The organism is Mesorhizobium escarrei (assembly GCF_935825525.1).
GTDB lineage: Bacteria > Pseudomonadota > Alphaproteobacteria > Rhizobiales > Rhizobiaceae > Mesorhizobium > Mesorhizobium escarrei.
This window is the reverse complement of record NZ_CAKXZT010000125.1, coordinates 1-3,935: the sequence shown is the minus strand read 5'-3', so window position 1 is coordinate 3,935 and position 3,935 is coordinate 1. Positions and strand designations below refer to the sequence as shown.

Genomic DNA, 3,935 nt, shown 5'->3' with positions numbered 1-3,935 from the left:
AGGCCTGAAGATTGGCCCTGTCAATTCCAGCAGGAATAGTTGTCGGCAAGCGAACTGCGGCAATGCTGCGCCGGACGAGATGAAACTGGGCACCGCTATGTCATTGCTGCGCCTATCGATTTCTGAGATCGTCGCTGGAATGGAAGGTCCGCCTTGCGCCATAAGCAGACGAAGAATGGACCCCGGCACCCCTGCAATGGGCGCCGGCCCTAACCACACTCGAACTCCGAAAATCTCCGAAACGTGTTGCGGCCGAGCGCTACAAGAGTCATGATCAGTCCGCGAACGGAATGAACCAGACGGCTTCGTTTGCCGCGGAGGCGGGGCGGTTCGCGGCCCGGGAAGGGCAAATCACAGGAATTCGCCATGCACAATGTCTCTCGGCGAAATGCCATTAGCCTCGTTTTGGCGGTCGCAGCCGCCCTGTTTGCGACCTCGATGCCCTCTCTTGCCACGGAAGCGGTGCCGCTCGCTATCAAGGGTTATGACCCGGTCGCCTATTTCACCACCGGAAGCCCCACGCGCGGGTTGCCGGAGATCGAGTACGAATGGGACGAGCACCGCTACCTCTTCGCGAGTGCCGAGCATCGCGAGCTTTTCAAGGCCGATCCTGTTCGCTACGCGCCAGAGTTCGGAAATTTTTGTGCAATGGCGCTGGCCCTTGGCGAGCTCGACGAGGCCAACCCGGAGAACTGGCTGATCAGCGACGGCAAGCTTTATATTTTCGGCAAGCCGGCCCCGATGGGACCCGCGCTCTTCCAGCAGGACCTTGCTGCGAACATCGCGAAGGCCAACCAGAACCGCGCGCTACTTCAAGGACATTAGCGGTTCCTTCTCTCGGCCGGTGGCAGGTCGCCTGTGACGGGGTAGAGGCGGGCCTTGCGGAATCCGTCGCGCAGATGTTCGAGATCGCCAGCGTTTAGAAACTTGGTTCCGAACTCCTGCGGGTCGAAGGTTGGGTCCATGCGGCGTATCATCGTCACGACACGCGCGGCGTCCTCCGCCCGGTTGTGTTGTGCATAGGCGGCCGCGAGTAGGATACGGCTGAAGTTCGCGCCTGCGGTTGTTCGAAGATTAAGTTCCGCCTGTTCGATCGCCGCGTCGTAACGCCGTTTCAGATAGTAGGCCAGGCTCAGCGCAAAGCGATCGATCGCATTGAGATCGGGGTCGATACGCTGCGCCTGCTCCAAGGCCTCGATCGCCGCATCCGTCTGTCCCAGCCACAACAGGATGTTGCCGCGCCCGGCGAGGCCGTGGGCATCGTTCGGATTGATCGTAATGGCGCGCTCGATCTCCGCCTCTGCCTGGTTGTATCTCTGATGAAAGAGGTGGACGTGGCCGAGAATGATGCGCGCACGCACTTCGGAATCATCAAGTCTGAGCGCCTTGATTGCCAGTTCCTCGGCACGGCTCAGGAAGGCGATTGGCGATTCCGCCCAACCCATCGAGCTGGCAATGTGATAGGTTTCGGCAAGTGCCGCATAGGCAGCAGCGTAGTTCGGGTCAAGCTCGATGGCGCGTTTGAGCAGGGCGCGCGCCTCCACATTGTTTGCGTGCGTCGGGCGCTGCAATGCCGGCCTGGCGCGCAGCACGTAATCATAGGCTGCGAGATTTTCGGTTGGCTTTGCGAACACCCGATTTTGTTCGATCTGCGTCACGCGAATCGCCAGGACTCTGACAATGTCAGTGACAATGTTGTCCTGCAGCGCAAACACGTCTGCGAGCGCCTCCTCGAAGCGTGCAGACCAAAGCACTCGTCCCTGCCTTGTGTCGACGAGTTGCGCGATGACCAGCACACGGTCGCCGGTCTGGCGGACGCTGCCTTCGACCAGATAGCTGACGGCGAGACCGCGGCCGATCTCCTCCGGGCTTGCGGGCTTTGCCTTGTAGGGGAAGACAGCGTTCCACGACATCACGGTCAGCGCGGAGAACCGACCCAGTGCGTTGATGATATCCTGCGTCAATCCATCCGCGAAATACTCACGAGCCGAATCGTCGCTGTGGTTCAGGAACGGGAGAATGGCGATCGCGGGTTTCGTGCCGACTTCAGCACTTTTTGTGAATTGATCGCCTGAGTGCAGAATACTGAGAAATTTCCACTCAGAGCCAAGACCGGTCCACAGCGCGGCTACAATAAGCAAAATCATCAGAGCCAGAGCGGCGAACAATCCCCGGCGCCAGCCAGCGAGCGCCGGAGCGACCGTGGCGTCGAGCCGCACGCGAAAGGCGCGCACCGGTCGAGCGATGTTCTTGAGCTTCTGTTCGCCGATATCCTCAAAGGCAATGTCGAGCTTGCCTTGCGCGTCTTCCTGCACGCGGCCCGAGACGCAGATGCCGCCAGGCTCCGCGAGCCCCTCCAAGCGAGCCGCCACGTTGACGCCGTCCCCGAAAATGTCGTCACCCTCGATGATGATGTCGCCGACATTGATGCCGACGCGGAACTCGATACGTTGTCCTGTCGGCGTCGCGACATTGCGTTCCGCCATGCCGCGCTGGATCTCGACGGCGCAGCGCACGGCCTCGACCACACTCGCGAACTCGACCAGCATCCCATCGCCGGTGGTCTTGACAATCCGCCCGCGGTGTTCGTTGATCTTTCGGTCGACCAGAGCACGCCGATGCGCCTTCAGCTGGGCGAGCGTACCTTCCTCGTCGTTGCCCATCAGCCGGCTGTAGCCGGCGATGTCGGCCGCAAGAATGGCCGTAAGTCGCCGCTCTACATGCTCGGTTGACAATCCGACTCTCCCAGCGCGGAGTAGCCCACCACATCGGCAGCAAGAATGGCAGCAAGCTTGCGATCCACGACGGCGTTCTTTAAGACCACTTATGCCGAGGAATGGACCGTAGCAGAAGTCGGACGCATTGTATCGCCGCAAGGCCCTTTGCTGTGCATGCACAGGAAGGTCTGGAATGGGTCTTGGCAGTGTGAAAACGCGACATATAGCTCAACGCCGGACAGTGCAGCATGAGCAAACACAGCCGCGAAGCGGATGGGCCGGGGTTCGGGGGATCATCCCCCGATAGGGGTGCGGGGGCGAAGCCCCTGCTATGTCCAAGCCCTTCCTCCGCGCGCGCGATGGCCTACCGATCGGCTGCTGTCTGGATCGACCAATCGCTGGCGCATGTCGCTGAAGCTGTCGAGCGCATGCCCGATGACAGGTTCCTTGCCGAACACCACCCGCACACGATGAGCCCCGCTCGCCGTCTGTCGACATGGTTGCCGCCGTGCTCGAGCGCGAGTGGTGGCGCCGGTGGCCTGAAGGTCGCGACACATGAAACGCCGGTCCAGTTCAACCCGCGCGACGTCCTTCAAAGCTGGGGGGATCGATCATTCACCAAGCGGTCTGCGGCCTCGACCGCAGTTCGTATCCTGCTGCGCAGCGCGAGATTCTCAGCCAGCATTTCTTCAGTGCGTTGAAGCGCGAGCTCGGTCCGGTGGATGCGCTGCCTAGCATTGGCAACTTCGGATGTCAAAATATCGGCCGCTATCCCGTGGCCCTGGGGTTCCATAGTGTCCATGGATTTCTAACACATGGGGGCCGATATCGTTCCCTGATGTCGGGCGAAACGGGGTGTCGCAGTTCCTCTATCAGTGATGAGCACTGCCAATATGGCCACGCCGTCATTGCATCCGCGACAAAGGCGCGATGGGCCGAATGACCAATGCGCTCCCTGCCAAAACAGCCAGAAACAGGAGAACGCCTTCGGCCGCTATACATCCGCGGGCAGAGGCGATCACAGTCCAGCGCGCACGCTATTGATCTGTTCAGGCACGACTACAACGTCAGCGAAGACACGCTCCGGCGGCTGGTAATCAAGCACCGTCTCCATGCCGCCTCCCGGTCCCGAATGATGCGGAGAGAATACCATGTGGATCATCCGCTTGTCTGTAACACTTAGCAATTTCTAATGTGTAACCGGGGCAAAACCGGTGG

Annotated in this window: 2 protein-coding genes; one reads left to right on the top strand and one right to left on the bottom strand. The window is 60.6% G+C overall.

All coding sequences use genetic code 11. The features are described from left to right. Positions 1 to 405 precede the first annotated feature (405 nt). The gene (locus NMG80_RS15745; protein WP_254018941.1) at positions 406 to 825 is read left to right on the top strand and encodes a YHS domain-containing (seleno)protein; all 420 of its coding nucleotides are present in this window, start codon (positions 406 to 408) and stop codon (positions 823 to 825) included. Here NMG80_RS15745 and NMG80_RS15740 read toward each other — a convergent pair. Then, the gene (locus NMG80_RS15740) at positions 822 to 2,735 is read right to left on the bottom strand and encodes an adenylate/guanylate cyclase domain-containing protein (protein ID WP_254018940.1); all 1,914 of its coding nucleotides are present in this window, start codon (positions 2,733 to 2,735) and stop codon (positions 822 to 824) included. The genes NMG80_RS15745 and NMG80_RS15740 overlap by 4 nt on opposite strands. Positions 2,736 to 3,935: the final 1,200 nt, after the last annotated feature.